This is a genomic window from Halosimplex rubrum, from assembly GCF_013415885.1.
In the GTDB taxonomy this organism is placed as follows: Archaea; Halobacteriota; Halobacteria; order Halobacteriales; family Haloarculaceae; genus Halosimplex; species Halosimplex rubrum.
In genome coordinates, this window is the sequence record NZ_CP058910.1 from 4,340,225 (window position 1) to 4,359,176 (window position 18,952).

At 71.0% G+C, this 18,952-nt stretch carries 17 protein-coding genes; 4 read left to right on the forward strand and 13 right to left on the reverse strand.

Features of this window, described 5'->3' with window-relative positions; translation table 11 throughout:
* Window positions 1–15: 15 nt before the first annotated feature.
* From ygfZ to HZS55_RS21780, 3 genes are all read right to left on the reverse strand, one after another.
* On the reverse strand, window positions 16–1,155 hold the full coding sequence (gene ygfZ, locus HZS55_RS21770; RefSeq protein ID WP_179909624.1) for a CAF17-like 4Fe-4S cluster assembly/insertion protein YgfZ: 1,140 nt from the start codon (window positions 1,153–1,155) through the stop codon (window positions 16–18).
* A 111-nt stretch (window positions 1,156–1,266) separates the two neighbouring features.
* On the reverse strand, window positions 1,267–1,467 hold the full coding sequence (locus HZS55_RS21775) for a DUF7333 family protein (protein WP_179909625.1): 201 nt from the start codon (window positions 1,465–1,467) through the stop codon (window positions 1,267–1,269).
* Between the two features lie 85 nt (window positions 1,468–1,552).
* Window positions 1,553–2,743, reverse strand: a complete 1,191-nt coding sequence (locus HZS55_RS21780; protein ID WP_179909626.1) for an FAD-dependent oxidoreductase — start codon at window positions 2,741–2,743, stop codon at window positions 1,553–1,555.
* A gap of 131 nt (window positions 2,744–2,874) precedes the next feature.
* Here HZS55_RS21780 and HZS55_RS21785 point away from each other — a divergent pair, with 131 nt between their 5' ends.
* Both HZS55_RS21785 and HZS55_RS21790 read left to right on the forward strand, forming a co-directional pair.
* Window positions 2,875–3,411, forward strand: a complete 537-nt coding sequence (locus HZS55_RS21785; protein WP_179909627.1) for a DUF1349 domain-containing protein — start codon at window positions 2,875–2,877, stop codon at window positions 3,409–3,411.
* Between the two features lie 100 nt (window positions 3,412–3,511).
* The gene (locus HZS55_RS21790) at window positions 3,512–3,898 is read left to right on the forward strand and encodes a hypothetical protein (protein WP_179909628.1); all 387 of its coding nucleotides are present in this window, start codon (window positions 3,512–3,514) and stop codon (window positions 3,896–3,898) included.
* A 34-nt stretch (window positions 3,899–3,932) separates the two neighbouring features.
* Here the strand turns inward: HZS55_RS21790 and HZS55_RS21795 are convergent, their stop codons facing one another.
* The 6 genes from HZS55_RS21795 to HZS55_RS21820 form a co-directional block, all read right to left on the reverse strand.
* A complete protein-coding gene (locus tag HZS55_RS21795; protein WP_179909629.1) occupies window positions 3,933–5,012 on the reverse strand; it encodes a WD40/YVTN/BNR-like repeat-containing protein in 1,080 nt (359 codons plus the stop codon).
* A gap of 75 nt (window positions 5,013–5,087) precedes the next feature.
* Entirely contained in the window at window positions 5,088–5,981 is an 894-nt protein-coding gene (locus tag HZS55_RS21800; RefSeq protein ID WP_179909630.1) for a hypothetical protein, read from the reverse strand.
* On the reverse strand, window positions 5,971–7,170 hold the full coding sequence (locus HZS55_RS21805; protein WP_179909631.1) for a hypothetical protein: 1,200 nt from the start codon (window positions 7,168–7,170) through the stop codon (window positions 5,971–5,973). Before HZS55_RS21805 ends, HZS55_RS21800 begins: the two co-directional genes overlap by 11 nt.
* Window positions 7,171–7,282: 112 nt before the next feature.
* Window positions 7,283–10,294 carry an excinuclease ABC subunit UvrA gene (gene uvrA, locus HZS55_RS21810; RefSeq protein WP_179909632.1) on the reverse strand — a complete coding sequence of 1,004 codons (3,012 nt, stop codon included), beginning with the start codon at window positions 10,292–10,294 and terminating at the stop codon, window positions 7,283–7,285.
* Window positions 10,295–10,360: 66 nt separating this feature from the next.
* Window positions 10,361–11,581: an aminotransferase class V-fold PLP-dependent enzyme gene (locus HZS55_RS21815; protein WP_179909633.1), complete on the reverse strand. Its 1,221-nt coding sequence runs from the start codon at window positions 11,579–11,581 to the stop codon at window positions 10,361–10,363.
* A 73-nt stretch (window positions 11,582–11,654) separates the two neighbouring features.
* The gene (locus tag HZS55_RS21820) at window positions 11,655–12,668 is read right to left on the reverse strand and encodes an alpha-amylase family protein (RefSeq protein ID WP_179909634.1); all 1,014 of its coding nucleotides are present in this window, start codon (window positions 12,666–12,668) and stop codon (window positions 11,655–11,657) included.
* Window positions 12,669–12,829: 161 nt separating this feature from the next.
* Between HZS55_RS21820 and HZS55_RS21825 the strand changes: the two genes are divergently transcribed.
* Complete coding sequence (locus tag HZS55_RS21825) at window positions 12,830–13,657, forward strand: PIG-L deacetylase family protein (RefSeq protein ID WP_179909635.1); 828 nt, start codon at window positions 12,830–12,832, stop codon at window positions 13,655–13,657.
* Between the two features lie 92 nt (window positions 13,658–13,749).
* Complete coding sequence (locus HZS55_RS21830) at window positions 13,750–14,325, forward strand: LURP-one-related/scramblase family protein (protein WP_179909636.1); 576 nt, start codon at window positions 13,750–13,752, stop codon at window positions 14,323–14,325.
* 186 nt (window positions 14,326–14,511) lie between these two features.
* On the opposite strand, the gene HZS55_RS21835 is transcribed toward HZS55_RS21830, so the two are convergent.
* The 4 genes from HZS55_RS21835 to HZS55_RS21850 all read right to left on the reverse strand — a co-directional run bounded on the left by HZS55_RS21835 (window position 14,512) and on the right by HZS55_RS21850 (window position 18,898).
* Window positions 14,512–14,919 carry a hypothetical protein gene (locus tag HZS55_RS21835; RefSeq protein WP_179909637.1) on the reverse strand — a complete coding sequence of 136 codons (408 nt, stop codon included), beginning with the start codon at window positions 14,917–14,919 and terminating at the stop codon, window positions 14,512–14,514.
* 46 nt (window positions 14,920–14,965) lie between these two features.
* On the reverse strand, window positions 14,966–16,324 hold the full coding sequence (locus HZS55_RS21840) for an MFS transporter (RefSeq protein ID WP_179909638.1): 1,359 nt from the start codon (window positions 16,322–16,324) through the stop codon (window positions 14,966–14,968).
* A 161-nt stretch (window positions 16,325–16,485) separates the two neighbouring features.
* Window positions 16,486–17,724, reverse strand: coding sequence for a PGF-CTERM sorting domain-containing protein (locus HZS55_RS21845; RefSeq protein WP_179909639.1), 1,239 nt, complete (start codon window positions 17,722–17,724; stop codon window positions 16,486–16,488).
* A gap of 232 nt (window positions 17,725–17,956) precedes the next feature.
* A complete protein-coding gene (locus HZS55_RS21850; RefSeq protein ID WP_179909640.1) occupies window positions 17,957–18,898 on the reverse strand; it encodes a sugar kinase in 942 nt (313 codons plus the stop codon).
* Window positions 18,899–18,952: the final 54 nt, after the last annotated feature.

An 18,952-nucleotide genomic window follows, 5' to 3' on the forward strand; every position in this document is an offset into this window, starting at 1 on the left:
TACCGGAGCCCGACCTCACTCGTCGAGGTACCGCGGTCGGCGGACCGACTCGTCGCTGCCCTCGACGAAGGGGAGCGCGGCGCGGGTCGCGGGGCGTTCCTCGCCGTCGACGCGGACCGCGAGCGAGTCGCCGACCGCCGTCTCGTCGCTGTCGACGGCGGCCAGCGCGACGGGCTCGTCGCGGGTCGGGCTGTCGGCGGCGCGGGTCACTTCCCCGACGGCGGCGTCGCCGGCGAACACCGCCGCGCCGCCCTCGGGGACGGCGCCCCCCGCGTCGGCCGTGCCGTCTTCGACAGCCGCGTCGACGACGAGTCCGACGAGCCGCTGGCTCGGCCGCCCGCGGTTCTCGACGCGGGAGACGACCTCCTGGCCGACGTAACAGCCCTTCTCGAAGTCCAGGGCGTTGCGGACGCCGCAGACGTTGGGGATCCGACCGGATAGCTCGGTCTCGAAGAGGGGGGTGCCGGCCTCTAGCGTCAGCGTCTCCCAGGTGCGATAGCCGAAGGGCGCGGCTGCCTGGCCGCGGTTCTCCAGGGTGTCGAACACGTCGGCGGCCTCGCTCGCGGCGCAGACCACCTCGTAGCCCTCCTCGCCGGCCAGCCCGTCGTCGCGGATCACGGTGACGCCGGCGTCGGCCATCGTCCCGCGAACGAACGAGAGGGGGCGCTCGGGCGAGGCGGCCTTGTTGAGGACGCTCGCGATCTTCTCGGTGGCCTGGGGGCCGTAGACGCCGAAGACGCCGAAGTCGTCGGAGGCGTCGGTGATCGTCACGTCCTGGATGAACGTTTTGCCCTGCCAGTCCTCGGCGACGCGCTCGTGCTCGGAGGCCGGGAGGAAGACGAGCAGGCGGTCGCCGGCGGCGGCGTTGTAGACGTACATGTCGGTCTCGGCTTTCCCCTGCGGGTCCAGCAGGAGTGCGTAGCAGCCCTCGCCGTCCGCCGTCGGGACGCGGTTCGAGACGGCGTTGTCGACGAACTCGACGCGGTCGTCGCCCTCGACGGTGAGGACGCCGTAGCCCCGTTCCGTGACGCCGACGACGTTGCGGACGGCGGCGTGGCTCCGCTCGGGGCGGCCGTAGTGGGCCACCACCCGGCGGTCGCCCCGTTCTGCGAACGTCGCGCCGTGGTCCGCGTGGACCGACTCGATGACCGTCATTGCCCGATTTGGGGCCGGTGTCGGGTTACGTCTTGCGGAGCGGGAAACGGTCGGGACCCGCGGCGAGTCGCGAGGGGACCGGGCGCGTCACCGCATCACCGCGTCACCGCGTCACCGCGTCGCGCCGGCGCGGTACTGTCCGTGCGCGACGCCGATCGCCAGACAGATCAGTCCGAAGACGATCATCGACGGCGCGACCATCATCAGGATCGTATCGGTTCCCATCGGGATCGGCGCACCGACCAGTCCACCCACGCCGACCGCGATCAGGGCGACGAACGCCACAGCCGTCTTCGGCAAGTCGAGTTCCATAGCGGCCGTTCGGAACCCTCTCAAATCAGCGTTGCGACGATTCTCACCCGTCCGTTCGAGTCCCGAACTTCAGTCGACTCGGCGCTCACCCACGTAACAGCGACTTGAGCTGGTCGAACGAGAAGACGGTCGTCGGTCGGTCCATGTGGACGCCGATCTCGCCGGCGAACGCCCGGAAGCCGACCCGCTGGACGGGCTCGGGCAGCGAGTAGGCCCGCCGGACCCAGTGGCCGAGTTCGATCTCGCGTTCGAGGTCGTCGCGCCACGCGGCCTCGTAGGCGGCCAGCGTCGCCGGATCGCGGGGGGCGATCTGCCGGGCGGCGTGGTCGGCGGCGGTCATGCCGTAGCGGATGCCGCCGCCGGTGAACGGTTTGGTCTGGGCGGCGGCGTCGCCGACCAGAAACGCCCGGCGGCTCGTCACCGAGTCGGGCGGGCCGACGGGGATCAGGCCCGAACAGCGGCGGTCGGTCTCGACGCCGTAGTCGGCGGTGAACCGGTCGAACCGCTCGCGCACGTCCGCGCTCGGCGGCGTCGCCAGGCCGTACTCCACGCCGGCCCCCCCGCGGGGGATGCGCCAGGCGAAAAAGTCCGGGACGGTGAGGTGGACGTCGACGAAGTCGGTGGCGTCGTCCTCGTCGCTGAACCCGAGGACGCCGTGGAGCAGTTCGTCGGGTTCGGGCATGTCGAGCTCGCGCCGGACCCGCGATTTCGGCCCGTCGCAGCCGGCGACCATCCGCGCCTCGTGGGTCTCGACGCCGTCCGGTCCCCGCACCTCGACTTCGACGCGGTCGCGGAACTCGGCGACGCCGACGACGGTGTGGTTCTCCCGGAGGTCGACTCCCGCCTCACGGGCGGCGTCGGCCAGCTCCCGGTCGAGGCCGACGCGGTCGATGACGTTCGACACCTGTTCGTCCTTGTAGAAGGGGTAAGCGGTGGCCGGGAACTCGCCGTCGCGGTCGGTCGAGGGAGCGCGCTCGTCGGCAGCGGTGCCGTCGCGGCCGGGGGGTGCGCGGCCGTTCGGACGGGGGTCGCCCGGCGGGCCGCCCCGCGGGGCGCCGAGGTGGAAGCGGGCGCCGTAGACGACGTTCTGCAGGAGCCGGTCGCGGGCGCCCGCCGGAGTGAACTCCCAGACGTCGGTGGAGACGTGGCCCGAGCAGGCCAGCGGCTCCCCGACGTCGCCCTGCTCGAAGGCGAGCACGTCGTGCCCCCGCTCGGCGGCGCGGCGGGCGAACCGCGAGCCGGCGGGACCGCACCCGACGACGACGAAGTCGTGCATACACGCTCCGTCGCGTGTCACGATGAAATATCTTTCAGTCCGGCCGGCGTGCCGCCGGCCGCCGTCGGCCCCGTCTCGGCTCCGGTCTCGCCCACGCGTGGGTTTATCGGCGGCCTCGGCGTACCGCCGTCATGGAGTGGCGCAACGAGCCGCCGTCGTGGAACCGCTCGAGCGACCGACTGACCGTCGACGCGGCCGGCGAGACGGACTTCTGGCGGACGACGAAACACGGCTTCGTCGCCGACGACGGGCACTTCTGCCACCGCGAAGTCGCCGGGGACTTCACCGCGACGGTCGAGGTCGCGGGCGAGTACGACACGCTGTACGACCAGGCGGGGCTCATGGTCCGCGAGGACGCCGAGACCTGGCTGAAATGCGGCGTCGAGTACGTCGACGGCGTCCAGCAGGTCGGCGCCGTCGTGACGAGGGGCGTCTCCGACTGGTCGAAGTCGCCGCTGGACGACGACCCCGACTCCGTCTGGGTCCGGGTCGAGCGCACCGGCCCGACCGTCGAGGTGTCGTTCTCCCCCGACGGCGACGCGTACACGATGATCCGACAGGCGACGCTGAGCGACGCCGAACGGCTGCTGGTCGGGCCGATGGCGGCCGCACCGAAAGGCGACGGGTTCCGAAGCGTCTTCGAGGGGTTCACCGTCGAACGGGCGTGACCGCCGGGACTCGGCGACCGGGGAGTCACGCGGTCCATCGGTCGGCGTACCGACGCTGTTTGCTGGTGGGCTTATACCGGGTCGGTCCACAGACACGGTCGTGAGCGAGTATCAGCCGGGCGTCTGCAACATCGGGCGCGACGAGCGGCGCAAGCGACGGACGCTGGGTGCGGTCTCCTTTCTCGCGGCGGCGGCGTACGTCGGCGTCGTCCTCGGGACGGGCCGCCCTGCCGGACTCCTGCTGGGGTCGTTCCCGCTACTCTTCGGCGGGTTCGTGGGCGTCGTCCAGGACCGGATGGGCTTCTGCGCGGGCTTCGGCGCGCTGGCCCGCTACGACCTCTCGGGGTCTGGCGGCGGCGCCGGGTCGGTCGCCGAGGAGGAAGCCGTGAAACAGGACCGGATCAAGGCGTTTCAGGTGGTCGCCGTCGCGGCGGCCGCGGCCGTCCTGGCGACGATGGCGGTCTACGGCGTCGGCGCGGCGCTGTGAGCGGCCGGGCGCGAGCCGGGTCGACGGCTCCCGCTCAGACGACGGCCAGCCCGCGCGGGGTCTGTGACTCGTAGGCGTCGGGCCACGCCAGCGGAAGCCGCTCCCACGACGCGCCGGCGTCGGCCGAGCGGTAGCACCCGCGGTTGTTGAGCGCGAACAGGACCGACCCGCCGGCGGCGGCGAACACCGACCGAACGGTGCCCTCGGGCTCGGGGAGGCCGTCCATCGCGAGGGTCCACTCCGCCGGGTCGTCGCCGCCGGCGTTCGTCGTCCGGTAGACGTACGCCTCGGCGGTCGATACGGTGTGAGCGCTCCGGGCGCCGCCGGCCGCGCTCACGACGACGGTGTCGGGGTCGGCCCGCGGGACGGCCAGCCCCCAGACGTAGCCGTGGTCGAGCCCGTCCGTCGGGTAGGCCCAGGTGTCGCCGCCGTCCTCGGACTGGGCGTAGCCGTCGCCGGCGGCGGTGTAGAGTCGGCCCTCGGCGTCGGAATGGGTGGCGAGCGTGTGGTTGTCGTAGCGGGCACCCGCCGGTCGGTCCCGCCAGGTTTCGGTACCGTCGACGTCGTCCGCCGCCGCGGCCCCGAGCGCGTCGTCGGTCCGGACGAGCGCGCCGGCCTCGATGGCGACGTACAGTCGGTCGGGGTCGCCCGGGTCCGGTTCCAGCCAGCGGACGTGGTGGGTGTGGGGTCGCGGCGGGAACGACCACTCCGATTCGGAGGGCAGCCCGGTCAGCGGCGGGAGCGCGACCCACGAGTCGCCCCCGTCGGCCGAGCGATAGACGGCCGAGGGCTCGGTCCCGGCCCACACCGTGTCGGGGTCGTGCGGGCCGACGGCCAGCGCGGTGACGCGGTCGTCGACGGTCGGCGCGACCCGTTCCCAGGTGTCGCCGCCGTCGCCGGTTCGGTGGACCCCCGACTCGACGGTGCCGACGAACGCCCGGCCGGGCCGCTCCGGGCTCGCGGCGACGCACTGGAAGTCGCGGCCGACGAGGCGTTCGGTAGCGGTCCAGTCGCTGTCGTCCGCCGAGCGCTCGTCGTCGGTCGAGTCGGACGCGTCCCCGCGGACGACCAGCACGCGGTCGCCGAGCGCGGCGTAGACGGTGGAGTCGGCCATAGCCGATCGGAGTGCCGCGACGCTCTTAACGGCTCGCCGAAACCGATTTCGGGACTGCGCCGGCCGCGCCGCCGGTCACCGCGACGTGCCGTCCCACACCGACAGGTCCGCGACCCCCTCGACGGCGTCGCCGCGGGTCACCGCCGACCAGAGCCCGTCGAACGGCGGCCGGTCCACGTCCGTCTCGGTCGTCTGTCCGTCCCACGCATCGAGGCGTCGGCCCTCGGCCGACGACCCGGCCGCGTCCGCGCCATCTGAGACGCCGACGCCGGTCGAGTCGTCACCGGTACCGTCCGCGTCGAGACCCCCGCCGGCACCCCCGGTATTCGGGTCCAGTCCGTCGGGGCCGTCGTCCAGCCCGATCCCGGTCGCGCCGGCCGGTTCGGACCCACCGGTCCCCCCGTCGCCGATGTCGTCGCCGACCCCCTCGTCACCGTCGGGCGGCGACAGCCCGTCGTCGGCGTCCGTCGACCCGACCAGCGGGTCGTCCTCCGGCGTCCCCTCGGCCAGTTCGCCGTCGAGCGCGTCCGCGACCGGCTCGCCGGCGGGCGCGTCATCGACGCCGAGTTTCGACCGGAGGTCGTCGCCGTCGGCGACGGTCACGTCGTGGGCCGCGGCGGCCGACTCGGCGACGCCGCCCGCGCCGACGGTCAGGCAGACCGCCGAGTCGGCACCGGTCTTCCCGGCGAGCGCGTCGAGCTGTCCCAGCTGGGCCGAGTCGACGGCTCGCTCGCCGGCGACCCAGACGATCTCGCCGCGCACCTCGCCGTCGTCCCGCCGTTTCGCGAAGACGAAGACGTGCGAGCCGTGCTCTTTGACGCTCGTCCGGAACCCCGCTTCGGTCCACGCCTCGGCGACGAGGGCCGCGAGGTCCGCGTCGTCGACGCCCGTCAGGTCAGCGGGGTCGACGGGGTACTCATCAGCGAGTCCCTCGCCGGACTCGTCGGGCGGGTCGGGGTCAGCGGCCATTCGTGCTGGCGGCCACTCGTTCGCGGGTCGGTTCGTCGACGACGGTGTAGCTGTTCTCGGCAGCCACGTCGTCGAGTCGCTCGACGAAGTCCTCGAAGTCGGCGGCCAGGCGGTCCTCGGCGAAGTACACCGAGTGTTTCGCGCCGAGCGTGACGAGCAGCTCCGTCGAGGACTCGGCGGCAGAGACCGCGGGCTCGTGGTGGACGACGCCCTCGCCGGGGGGTTCGCCGTCGTGGACCGCCGCCGTCGGCGTGTAGACGGTTCCCTCCTCGATGCAGTACAGTTCGGCCCACTGGCGGGTCCGGCGGACGTAGTCGTAGAGGAAGGCGACCGCACCGACCAGCAACAGCGGCACGCCGGCGACCTGCGGGCCGGTCACGAGGAGCGAGACGCCGACGGCGACCAGCGACAGGCTGGCCGTCGTGAGGTTGAGGACCTCTGCCATCGGCGAGTCGTCGGGCAGCGGACTCAGCGACGACTCGAACGGTCGCTTGCGGACCTTGAAGCCGCCCTTCGAGAGGTACACTTCCTCGTCGAAGGCGGCCGCGGAGCCGCCCCGGCCGGGCGAGGTGTCGCTGGTCGGAACGTAGCCGAGGTCCTCCGTGATCTGTCGGAGGTGAACGTGAAAGGAGTGCAGCGAGAAGAGATCGGGGATCCGGACCGACACGCGGTGGGTGTAGTCGGCGGCGACCTCCTCGCCGTCGGTCCGCGAGGTCACCACGACCGCCAGCCCCAGCAGGATCGCACCGAACCACAGCAGCGACATCGCGCCGCCGGGGATCCCGCCGGTCTCCTCGGAGTTACCGGCCGTCAGCGAGACGAGCAGCGCGACCGTCCCGGCGACGGTCAGCGCGACGCCCAGCGACCGGCGCAGTCGGATCCAGTTGAGCCGTTTCCAGTTGGTCGCTTCGATGATCTCGTAGCGGTTCAGCGGGACGGTCCGCGACCCGCCCAGCACGCCGCCGACGCCGTCGCCGCGCCCGCCGAGCAGCCGCCCGACCGTCCCGCGGTCGATCAGGTAGAGGACGACCGCGAGGACGACCAGCGGGACCGAGAGGTCGATCAGCGCCGTCATCCAGTTCGGCCGCTCGGCGAACCGACTCGGCGGCGGCGGGAGTATCTGTCCCAACAGCCCGAACCCGATGCCCGCGAGCCCCGAGAGCACGGCGCCCGTTCGTGCGAGTCTCATCTCGGGTGGGCCACTCGCCTGTCAGTAGTTATAGCTGTCCGCGCAGATTTCAGATGTGATAGCTGTCCGCCGCGGGCGAACGCCCCGAGTTCGGCCGGGCGAACCCCCGGGCTCAGTCGTCGTCGGCGCGCGGGGCCTGCTCGGCCTCGCCGTCGGCGTCGGCGGTGACCACGCGGTCGCCCCGCGGCCCCTCTAGGTCCACGTCCGGGAGCAGGTCGCGGAGGTATTTCCCGGTGTAGGAGCCCTCGGTGCGGGCCACCTCCTCGGGAGTGCCCTCCGCGACGAGCTGGCCGCCCGCTTCGCCGCCCTCCGGCCCGAGGTCGACGATGTGGTCGGCGTTTTTGACGAGGTCGAGTTCGTGCTCGATGACGACCACGGTGTTGCCGTCGTCGGTCAGCCGGTGGAGCACGTCGATGAGCTTGCGCTCGTCGTGGGGGTGCAGTCCCGTAGTGGGCTCGTCGAGCAGGTAGAGCGTCTCGCCCGAGTCCTTCTTGCCGAGTTCCTCGGCGAGCTTGACGCGCTGGGCCTCCCCGCCCGACAGCGTCGTCGAGGGCTGTCCCAGTTGCATGTAATCCAGCCCCACGTCCGTCAGCAGTTTCAGCCGGCGGCGGATCTGGCTGTGGCCCTCGAAGAAGTCGTAGGCCTCGTCGATGCTCATGTCGAGCACGTCGGCGATGGTGGCGTCTTTGTAGGTCACGTCCAGCGTCTCGCGGTTGTAGCGGGCGCCGCCACACTCCTCACAGGGCACCTGCACGTCCGAGAGGAAGTTCATCTCGATCGTCACCGTTCCCTGGCCGCCGCACTCCTCGCAGCGGCCGCCCTTGACGTTGAACGAGAACCGTCCCTTCTCGTAGCCGCGCTGTTTGGCGAGGTTCGTCTCGGCGAACAGCTCGCGGATGTGGTCGAAGACGTTGGTGTAGGTCGCGGGATTGGAGCGCGGGGTCCGGCCGATGGGCGACTGGTCGATCAGCCGCACCGTTTCGATGGCGTCGAGGCCCGAGAGCCCGTCGTGCTCGCCGGGGTTCACGTCGGAGTTGCCGTGCATCTCGCGGGCGAGCGCCTTGTAGAGCACGTCGTGCATCAGCGTCGACTTGCCCGACCCGGAGACGCCGGTGATGGCGGTGAAGTTGCCCACCGGCAGGTCCACGTCGAGGTCTTTCAGGTTGTGCTGGCGGGCGCCCTCGATGGTGATGGCGCCGTCGGGGTCGCGGCGCTCCTCGGGAACCGGGATGGCGCGCTCGCCGGAGAGGTAGTCGCCGGTGATGCTCTCGTCGGTGTCGATAACCTCGTCGAAGTCGCCGTTGACGACGATCTCGCCGCCGCGCTTGCCGGGGCCGGGTCCCATGTCGATGATGGTGTCCGCGCGGCGCATCGTCTCGGTGTCGTGCTCGACGACGAGGAGGGTGTTGCCCAGGTCGCGCAGTTCGGCGAGGGTGTTCAGCAGGCGGTCGTTGTCGCGCTGGTGGAGGCCGATCGAGGGCTCGTCGAGGACGTACAACACGCCGACGAGGCCGCTCCCGATCTGCGTCGCCAGGCGGATGCGCTGGCTCTCCCCGCCCGAGAGCGTGGCGGCCTCCCGGTCGAGAGTGAGGTAGTCCAGCCCGACCTCGCACATGAACCCGAGGCGGGCGCGGATCTCCTTGAGGATCTCCTCGGCGATCTTGGTGTCGCGGGGGCCGAGGTCGCGTTCGAGGTTCTCGAAGTGCTCCAAGGCGTCGCCGATCGACAGCTCGTTGACCTCGGTGATGGCGGTGCCGTCGACGAGGACGGCCCTCGATTCGGCCTTCAGGCGGGTGCCCTCGCAGGCGGGGCAGGTGGTCGTCGCCATGTACTCCTCGATGTGCTCGCGGGCGCGGTCGGAGTCGGTCTCGACGTGGCGGCGCTCCAGATTGGGGATGACCCCCTCGAAGCGCTCGGTCTTCTCGCGGGTGCCGTTCTTGGTGCGCCACTCGAAGTGGACCCGCGAGTCCGTCCCGTAGAGGAACTGGCGCCGGATCGACTCGTCCAGCTCCTCGAACGGCGTCGACAGCGAGACGCCGAAGTGCTCGGCGACGTTGTCCAGTTGCCGGGAGTAGTAGGTGCGGTCGTAGCTCCACGGCTCGAAGACGTGTTTCAGGGGTTTCGAGGGGTCCTGGATCACCAGGTCCTCGCTGACCTCCTTGGTCTCGCCGAGGCCCTCGCACTCGGGGCAGGCGCCGTAGGGGCTGTTGAAGGAGAACGACCGCGTCTCGATCTCGCTGATGTCGACGTTGCAGTGGGTGCAGGCCAGATCCTCGGAGAACTCGACGACGAGTCGGTCGTCCGCGACGGGGTCGCCGTCCTCGTCCGAATCGCCGTCCTCGTCGCCGAGGTCGCCGACGGAGCGGGTGGTCGAGCCGCCGAGTTCGACGCCCTCGGGCGGTTCGGGGACGGCGACCTTGATGATCCCGTCGCTCTCGTCGAGCGCCGTCTCGACGGAGTCGGTGATCCGCGAGCGCGAGTCGGGACTCGCCGTGATCCGGTCGACGACCACGTCGATGGTGTGGTCGTAGTTCTCGTCCAGGTCGGGGCGGTCCAGCGAGAGGTCGTGCTGTTCGCCGTCGACCTCGACGCGGGCGTACCCCTCGGCGACGAGTTCGTCGAAGAGATCCTCGAAGGCGCCCTTCTGGTCGCGGACGACCGGCGCGAGGATCTTCGCGCGGGTACCCTCCGGGAGTTCGAGCACGCGGTCGACCATGTGCTGGGCGGACTGCTCGCCGACCTCGCGTCCACACTCCGGGCAGTGAGGGACCCCGACACGGGCGTACAGCAGGCGGAGGTAGTCGTGGAGTTCCGTCACGGTGCCGACGGTCGAGCGGGGGTTGTTGGCGGCGTTCTTCTGGTCGATGGAGATCGCCGGCGACAGCCCCTCGACGTTCTCGACTTTCGGTTTGTCCATCTGGCCGAGGAAGTTCCGGGCGTAGGCCGACAGCGACTCGATGTATCGCCGTTGCCCCTCGGCGTAGACGGTGTCGAACGCGAGCGAGGACTTCCCCGACCCCGACAGCCCCGTGACGACCGTCAGCTCCTCCCGTGGGATCGTTACGTCGACGTCCTTGAGGTTGTGTTCCTCTGCCCCGCGGACCTCGATGACGTCTTTGCTCATCTATCCTTCGTCACGGCTCGGTGGTGTGAAACACTGTCGGTTTCCCGGTCGACCCGAACGGGGTCGTCAGTCCCCGGACTCGTCGCCCAGGTTCGCCCGGATCCGCGCGACGACGTGGTCGGCCTCGTCGTCGGTGAGACACATCGGACTCACAGTGAAGGTCCCTCGATCGACCCCGTCGGCGCCCACGAACACCCGAGGGTCCTCCCGTCTGAGTGCCAAGACGAGGTCGGCCGCCGAGGTGCCCGCTCCCTCGGGGTCCACGGCGACGGCGACCGTCGGCGCGACGGACTTCGCGCCGTCCTCGATCGTCGTCGAGAGGCCGTCGACGCCGCCGATGTCTCCGGCGATCCGCTCGGCGCGCTCGCGCCACTCCCGAGCGATCGCCTCGTGGTCCTCCGCCAGGAAGGCGTCCAGCGCGGCCAGCAGGCCGACGAGTTCCTCCTTGCCGACCTTGAGCGGGCGGCCGACGCCCTGCCGGGGGACGCCGTCGAACCGCTCCGTATCGAGCAGGCGCTCGGGCGGGTCCCAGACCGACGCGGTGGCGTGGGTGTCGAGGTGCTGAGCGGCGACCGACTCGACCAGGTCCGCGCGGCCGGCGAGGATACCCGTCGTCTGGGGGCCCCGGATCCCCTTGCCGCCGCTGAAGGCGACCAGATCGGCGCCCTGATCGGTGAACCACGAGAGGTTGGCGGCAGGCGGAAGTTCGGCCGCGGCGTCGACGATCACGGGCACATCGTGTTCGTGTGCGACATCGCAGACCTCGGCGAGCGGCGGCCCCTCGTAGGACTTGTAGACGTGGGCGACGGCGGCGGTGTCCTCGCCGATAGCGTCGGCGTACTCCCAGGGCTCGACGTTGCGGGCGCCGGTGCCGAGGGTCGCGTCGTTGGTCCCCACGTCGACGATCGTCGCGCCCGCCGTCCGGAGCGCGTGATCGTAGCCGGTGCGGTGGGTGCGAGGCATCACGATCTCGTCGGCGACGCCGTCGGTGTCGGGGAGACGGGCCATCGTTCCGGGCTCCGTGCCGGCGATACTGGCGGCCGCGGCCAGCAGCAGCGCGCCCGCCGCGCCGTTGGTGACGTAGCCGGCCTCGGCGCCCGTGACCTCGGCGATACGGTCGCTCGCAGCGGCCTGGAGGTCCGAGAGCCGGACGAACGACTCGGCGGCTCGGTCCATCGCCTCGCGCGCTTCGGGACGGATGCGGCTGCCGCCGATGCGCGTCTTCGTCCCCGCGGCGTTGACGACCGTCGGGACGCCCAGTTCCGCGTAGACGCCGTCCGATGACATGGCCCCACGTTGTGCGCTTCGGGGCATAAAGTGGCGGTATCGCGGACGTGGGGGCGCCGGAGCGGCCGGTCGATCAGTCGCCGCGTTCCCTGGCAGCCTGGACCTCGTCGAGGTACGCTCGCCACACCCGTTCGGGCTCCGCGCAGGCGATACTGGAGATGGACGCGCAGCCGTCGTATCCCCACGTGAACACGCTGTCGACGCCGCGGTCGACGGCTGTCCGCGTCGCCGTCCGGACCGCCTCGTCCGCGTCCGGCCCCAGGCGGAACCCCTGGATCCAGATCTGGCTCCGCAGCCCGTGGCGGCCGGCGAGGTCGACCACCTTCTCGGCGAAGTAGCCGACGAACGACGCCGGCGAGTCGGCGCCCTCGAAGACGCCCCAGTAGGGGTCGGTGGCGAGCACGTCGAGGTCGTCGCAGACGGCCAGGGTCTCCCAGTCGGTCAGGCCGTGTTCCGCGTCCTCGCTCGGGAGGAGACAGACGGCGTTCTCCGCGCCAGCCTCGGCGGTGATCGCCATCATCTCACGGAGAAAGTCCAGGAGCGAGTCGGCCTTGAACGCCCGCACGTCGTCGGTCTCCTCGGAGGGCATCTCGCGGCCGTATTCGGCCTCGAACGCCGCGCGACAGCGCTCGCAGCGACAGCCCCACGCGCCGTCCGGGAATTCGCGGTCGAACCACTCGGGGATGAACCAGTGTGGCTCGTCCCAGAACAGCACGTCCGCGCCGAGCCCCGCCGCCGAGCGCGTCCACTCGCGCATGTACTCCCGGAAATCGGGGTGGTTGAAACACGCCGCGGCGATCCGCTCGCCGTCGCTCGTGACCTGGCAGGCGTCGGGGTTCCGCCCGACGAACTCCGAGAGCGCCTCGCCGCCGAAGACGCGGCCGACGCTCCAGGGGTTGACGTAGGTCCGGAAGCCCCGGTCCGCGCTGGCGGCGACGATGTCGGCCATCGTCTCCTCGTAGTACATGCGGTCGCGCTCGCTGTAGGTGTGCAACACGGCGTTCAGTCCCTCGTCCGCGAAGCGGTCGAGGTCCCGCACCGCGTGGTCCCGGTTCCGCACACCGAAGTAGCTCGTTCCGTATTCCATGGTGGGGTCCCGACGCGCCAGAACGGTCGCCGTCGGATACGCGACGTAGGTCCTCCGCCACAAAAAACGCGAGTCCCCCGGTAGTTCTCTCCCCCTGGCGCGGCGACCGGTGGTCGAGACGGGGCGCAACGGTTTCGGTCGTCCGGGTCAGAGACGGGAGCGTGACCGACCCCAGCCTCCTCGTCGTCGGCGCCCACCCGGACGACTGCGCGATCAAGGCCGGCGGCATCGCCGCGGAGTACGTCGACGCCGGCCGCGACGTGACCTTCCTCTCGGTGACCGACGGGAGCGCGGGCCACCACGAGGACGACCGCGAGACCGTCGCCGCCCGCCGCAAGCGCGAGACCGAGGCCGTCGCCGAGACGCTCGGGATCGACTACGAGGTGTTCGACATCCCCGACGGCGAACTCGAACCGTCGCTCGAACACCGCCACCGGCTGACCCGGTTCGTCCGCGAGGTCGAACCCGACCTCGTCCTGGGCCCGCGACCGAACGACTACCACCCCGACCACCGCTACACCGCCGAACTACTGCGAGACACCGCATACATGCTGATCGTCCCGAACGTCTGTCCCGACACGCCGCCGCTGGACGACGACCCCGTCTTCGGCTACGTCGCCGACGGCTTCGGCAAGCCCGCGCCGTTCGAGCCCGACGTCGTGTTGGACGTATCCGACGCCGCCGAGCGGAAATTCGACGCGCTGGACTGCCACGAGTCGCAGATGTACGAGTGGCTCCCCTACACCTTCGGCGCCCTCGACGAGGTGCCCGACGGCGACGACGAACGCCGCGAGTGGCTCGCGACGGCGGGGATCGACCACTTCTCGGCGAACACCGAGGTGAACGTCGCCGACCGCTTCCGGACCGAACTGAGAGAGCGCTACGGCGACGACCGCGGTGCGGCCGTCGACCACGCCGAGGCGGTCGAAATCTCGGAGTACGGCGCGCCGCTGACCGACGACCGGCGCGAGGAACTGTTCTTCTTCTGACCGGCGCCGGGGGCGGCGGCCGCCGAGACGGGCCGAGACCGGTCTACTGACGCCGAGATTTAAATACCAGGGGTGGAACAGTTAGGGCGTACATGGCTGGGAGTTACGATATCACGGGGATCGAGCTGGGAGACGACAGCTACACCGTCGAACAGTCGCTGATACGGAACAAGTACAAGGCGATGGACGCGGCGGGCAACGTCGTCCTCCGGGGCAAACAGAAGATGCTGAAGATGAAAGAGGAGTTCCCGTTCACGGACGGGAACGACAACGAGGTGTTCACCGTCAAGGCCGGCGGCATCATCGACGTGGCCGGCAACTACGTCCTCTCGGACGCCCAGACGGGCGAGGACCTGGTCGTCCTCGACAACGACTACTCGCTGCTGCAGGACACCTGGAAGATCCGCGACGCCCGCGACGAGTCGAAACTCGCGGAGATCAACTCCCGCGGCGCGCTGGTGACGATGGCACGGAACCTCGTCCCCTTCGGCGGCTGGATCCCCCACAAGTACGAGATCACCGACCTCGACGGCAACCACGTCGGCTCAATCGACGGGCAGTTCTCGCTGAAGGACCGCTACGAGATCACCATCGACGACGCCAGCAGCGTCCCGAAAGAGCCCATCGTCGCCGCCGCGATGGTCATCGACGCGATCCAGGGGAACTGACGCCGCTCCCGTCGGGTTCGGGGTCCGCCGCGACCGGCCGGGCACGGCGGACGATGCCGTCGAGCGGCGCGACCGGCCGGGCACGGCGGACGATGCCGTCGAGCGGCGCGACCGGCCGGGCACGGCGGACGATGCCGTCGAGCGGCGCGACCGGACGACCGCTCGCCGATCCGCTTCCGTCGGGACTCACTCCGGGTCGGCGTCGTGCTTCCACTCGCGCTTCTGGCGGCGCTCGGCGACGTGGTGGCGGCCGTCGGCCAGGTCACCCCGGGCGCGGTCGGCCACCCCGCTCACGTCGGCCATGAAGTCCCGTTCGAACGACGCCAGCACGTCGTACGACCAGCGGTCCTCGTCGACGACGCCGCGGGGGAGATGACTGTCACGGATCTCGTCGGCGAGGTCCGTGTGGCCGCTCTCGCGGAGCAACGCCTCGGCCGATTCGAGGTGCTCCATCGCGTGGCCGGTGTTGTGGTGGAACGCGACGAGTTTCCCGTGTGCTCGCCGGAGCCACTCGACACCGAGTTCGACCTCGTGGAGCGCCTCGACTTCCCGTTCGGTCAGGTCGTCGCCCGGCCGTTCGTCGTCGGAGTCCATGCGAACGTCTAGCAACCGGGCGGAGAAAGGGCTGTCGCCGCCGTTCTCAGGCGTAGGCGGCGAACTCCTCGCCGAAGACGAGGAAGTACGCGACCCCGGCGATGCCCACGACGGTCGCGACGGAGAAGGCCAGTTCCGGACCGGCGGTCAGCGTCGCCAGCGGACCTGCGGGCAGGTCGACCGTCCAGGCGCTGTCGTAGAGATACCCCCCCAGGGCGGCGCTGGGGATCACGATGGCGTTCCGGAGGAGGTAGTACGCCCCGGTCACGCGGCCGCCGGCGTCGCGCTCGGCGGGCCCGACGATGAGCGCCTTGTGCGAGGGGAGCCCGGCGAACCGCAGTCCCGAAAAGGCGAACAGGACGGTGACGACCAGCGGGTCGGCCGGGGCGAAGATGAGCAGGGCCGGGAAGACGGCGTAGACGGCGAACCCGAGCGCGACGACGGGCTTGAGGCCGACGCGCTCGGCGGCGAGCGCCGCCGGTGCCATCGAGACGAGCGCGACGACCATCTCGACGCCCAGCAGGACGCCGAAGAACACGGCCGGACTGAGATAGAAGCCGGCGACGGTCGCGTCGAGTTCCCAGATGCGGGTGATCACGAGGATGAAGAAGCCGTACACCATGCCGTTGGCGAACCGCACCAGCGTGTCGGCGACCAGCAGCGGCCGGAGCGGGTCGGGCAACTCGGCGAGGTCGCTCCGGATCTGGGAGAGGCCTTCGAACTCCGTGCCGAACGAGTCGGCGTCGGCCTCGTAGCTGACGTGCTGGATCGCCGTGGCGACGACGCCGAAGACGACCGCGACGCCGAGGACGTACAGGAAACCGGGGAGGATGCTCGACTCGCTCCCCCCGCCGACGAGAAAGAGGAGGCCGGCGGCCAGCAGCGGACCGACCAGGAAAGCCGTCCGGCGGAACGTCTCCGTGCTGGCGAACCCGCGGGCCAGCCGGTCGTCGGGCACGCTCTGTTTGACGATAGCGAACGTCGCGCCCAGCCCGAACGACTTCCAGGCCTGGGCGAGCACGAGGCCGACGAAGATCCAGAGCCAGGGTTCGAGGACGACCGCGCCGAGGTCGATGGGACCGACGAGCGGCGCGACCAGCCAGAACAGGAACCCCAGCGTCGAGAGCAGGCCGAACAGCGTCAGGGCGTAGCGCGACCCGACGCGGTCGGAGAAGACGCCGCCGGCGTAGGGGTAGACCGCGCTGATGACGTTACCGAACGAGCCGTAGAGCCCGACGACGAAGGGGGAGGCGCCGAGGACGACCAGGTACTCCGAGAGGTAGCGGCCGGTCATCTGGAAGCCGAGGCTGAAGGCGAACATCGCCAGCGAGAGGACGAGCACGTCCCGCTCCAGCGAGACGAACTGCCGCACCGTCGACCGGACGCTCGGCGACTCCGTTGCCATGGTCGGGAGTTCACTCCCCCCGACCTAAACCTCGGCGACGCGGCGACGATTTCCGGTTTCACGCTCCCCTGCGGGACGGTCTCGACCGCTCGGCGATACAGTCGGCCGGGGGGCTTCGGTGGCGGTCCGGTGCCGGTCGCCGCGCCGTCCGGGTCCGACGGTCACTCGCCGCGGCGCCGTGCGGCCAGAGCGCCGACGAGGAGCGCGACGAGCGCGCCCGCGACGCCGAAGCCCGGCCCCAGTCCGCCGGCGGTTTCGGCCGGCGTTCCAGTGACCGTGGGCGAGGCGGTCGCCGTTCCCGTCGCGGTCGCGGTCGCCGCGCCGCCCGACCCGACGCCCTCGACGGTGACCGTCGCTTCGCGGCCGTCGGCTTCGGCCGCGATCGTGACGTTCCCGGGGCTCTCGACCGGGACGCTGATGACGCCGTCGCCGTCGGTCTCGCCGACGGTCGTGCCCGCTCGGTCCACCGATGCGTTGGGGACGGGGTTGCCGTACTCGTCGGTGACGGTCACCCGGACCGACTCGCCGACGACGACCCGATCGTTGTCGGCGCGGAGGCTGATAGCGGAGGTCCGCTGGATGGTCGCGTTCAGCGTGGTCTCGGACTCGCGGACGCGGAGCCGCTCGGTGACCGAGTCGTACCCGGGCTTGGTGACCGTGACCTCGTAGGCGCCGTTGACGGGGACGCTCACGCTGACGGTTCCGGTCCCCTGGGTGGTCACGTCGGCGACGCCCGGGACGGTGACGTTCGCGTTCGTCACCGCCCGCGGCGGGTCGAAGTGGTCGTCGCTGACCGCGAACGTGACCAGCACCGACTCCTGGCGGATCCCCATCCGTTCGCTGACCTCCCCGTCGACGGTCAGCGTCGTCCGGTTGCGCAGGTACCCCTCCTTGAACGTGACGAGCGTGTAGTTGCCCTGCTCGATCTCGGGCGTCGTGAGCCGGCCGTCCGCGGCCGTCCGCTCGTTGAGGACCGGCTGGCCGTCGTGGAACATGCGGACGATGGCGTTCCCGACCGGACCGCTCGCCCCCTCGACGGTGACCGTCGCCCGGCCGGCCTGGGCGACTTCGATCGTCACGTCGCCCTCGCTGGCGTTCTCGACGACGTAGGGCTGGTTTCGGACGTAGTGCGGGTGGTCGACCCGGATGGTCACGTCGGCGCCCTCGTCCACGTCGACGAACGCCTTGCCGTTGCCGGCGGTAGTGCGGTTGACCGGCCCCCCGTCGTCCCACGTGGCAATCAGCTCCGCGTCGCTCAGCGGGTTCCCCCCCTCGTCGACGACGGTGACGGTGAGTGTGACGCTGTCCGACGACTGCGCGCCGACTCCCCCGACGAACGACGCGCTGGCGACGAACACCGCGAACGCGATCGTAACTACCTTCGTGCGTCCCCGTGACATAGCTGGACCCTCGACTGGCCACCTCATATCTCTGTCGGCATTTCACCGTCGCCCCGTCCCGCGCATCCGCGGGCTCCCGACCCCCGGGCCGTCCAGCCCGCCGCGCCCGTTGGGCGGCGAAGCCGCGGTCGGCGACCGCCCTCGAAGTCCTCGGTCAGCGACCGCCGTCGAGGTCCTCGGTCAGCGACCGCCCTCGAAGTCCTCGGTCAGCGACCGCCGTCGAGGTCCTCGGTCAGCGACCGCCGTCGAGGTCCTCGGCCAGCGACTCGACCTCTTCGCGGCTCGCGGTCGTCATCGCGCCGGGGATCGTCCGCGCCAGCGTCGCGCTCGCCACGCCGTAGGTGAGCGCCTCGCTCGCGCCCGCACCCGAGAGCACCCGTTCGAGGAAGGCGCCGGTGAAGGCCTCGTGCTGGCCCGTCGGGTCGACCGCGTCGACCTCGATGCCGTCCTGCTCGTGGATCACGCCGTCGCTGCAGACCAGCGCCCCGCGTTCGCTCCGCGTGATCACGACCGTGTCGAACGACCGCTTGGAGGCGATGGCGTGGGCGAACTTCCGGGGTTCGTCGGTCCGGTCGAATATCGTCCGGGCCTGGTCTTCGTTGGCGATCAGCACGTCGACGGCGTCGAACACCCCGTCCATCGTCTCGCGGGCCGCCTCGACCGACCAGAGACCGGGCTGGAAGTCGAGATCCATCGCGACGAGGCCGTTGCCCGCCGCCCGGAGGACCGCCTCGGCGGTCTCGACGATATCGCCCGATAGCGAGAGCGTGCTCCCGGCGACGAAGGTGGCGTCGGCCCGCTGGATCCGGTCCATCGGCAACTCGCCGGGCGTCACCGAGGCCGCGGCGGCCCGGTCGCGGTCCTGCAACAGCCGGTCCGTCCGCGGGGTCGGCCCCTGTTCGGCGAACTGGAGTCCCTGCCGGCCCGCCTCGGCCCACGCGATCTCCGTGTCGACGCCGTGGGCGTGCAGCGTCCGCTCGACCCGCCGACCCAGCGGCGAGTCCGGCAGTTTCGACAGCCACGTCGCGTCGGTCCCCATCGCGCTCGCCGCCACCGCGACGTTGCTCTCCGTGCCCGATACCCGCATCCGCACGTCCTCGGCCGTCTCGAGTCGCTCCTCGCCGACCGGCGACAGCCGCAACGAGGTCTCACCGAACGTAACCAGCTCTGTCATACCCCTCCGATCGGTAGCATCCGGTTTAGTTCATTTGGCGTTCGATAGTCGCGG